This is a genomic window from Micromonospora sp. M51 (genome assembly GCF_018070305.1).
GTDB lineage: Bacteria > Actinomycetota > Actinomycetes > Mycobacteriales > Micromonosporaceae > Micromonospora > Micromonospora parva.
Window position 1 is genome coordinate 1 of record NZ_JAGPXZ010001459.1, and the last position, 522, is coordinate 522.

Below are 522 nucleotides of genomic sequence, written 5' to 3' on the forward strand. Positions count from 1 at the left end.
CCGCCACACGTCGTCGGCGCGCGGAAACCCGTTGCCCGTTGCCGGTGCCCCGCCGAGGATCAGTCGATGCTCAGTGACCAGGCGACCCCCGATTTCTCGATCAAACCCACGCTCACCGGCGAGCGGGTGATCCTGCGCCCCTTCGTGGACGACGACCTGGACACCTTCCGGGCGGCGGTGGCCGACCCCGAGGTGTCCCGGCTGACCGGCAGCCCGGCAGACGACGCCCCCGACGAGGAGCGGATGCGTTCCTGGTACGGCAGCCGAAACGCGCAGACCGACCGACTCGACCTGGCGGTCGTCGACCGCGCCACCGGGGCCTGCGTCGGCGAGGTGGTCCTCAACAACTGGGATCCGGGCAACCGGAACTGCAACTTCCGCACGCTGCTGACCGCCGCCGGCCGCGACCGCGGCCTGGGCACCGAGGCGGTACGCCTGGTCGTCGGCCACGGTTTCGAGCGGCTCGGCCTGCACCGCATCTCGCTGGAGGTGTTCGCCTTCAATCCCCGGGCCCGCCGGGTG

The 522-nt window shown here is 71.8% G+C and carries 1 protein-coding gene; it reads left to right on the top strand.

Annotation, left to right across the window (positions count from 1 at the left end; translation table 11 throughout):
• Positions 1 to 66: 66 nt before the first annotated feature.
• Positions 67 to 522 (top strand): GNAT family N-acetyltransferase (locus KBX53_RS35435; RefSeq protein ID WP_210864083.1); only part of this gene is annotated, 456 nt, incomplete at its 3' end.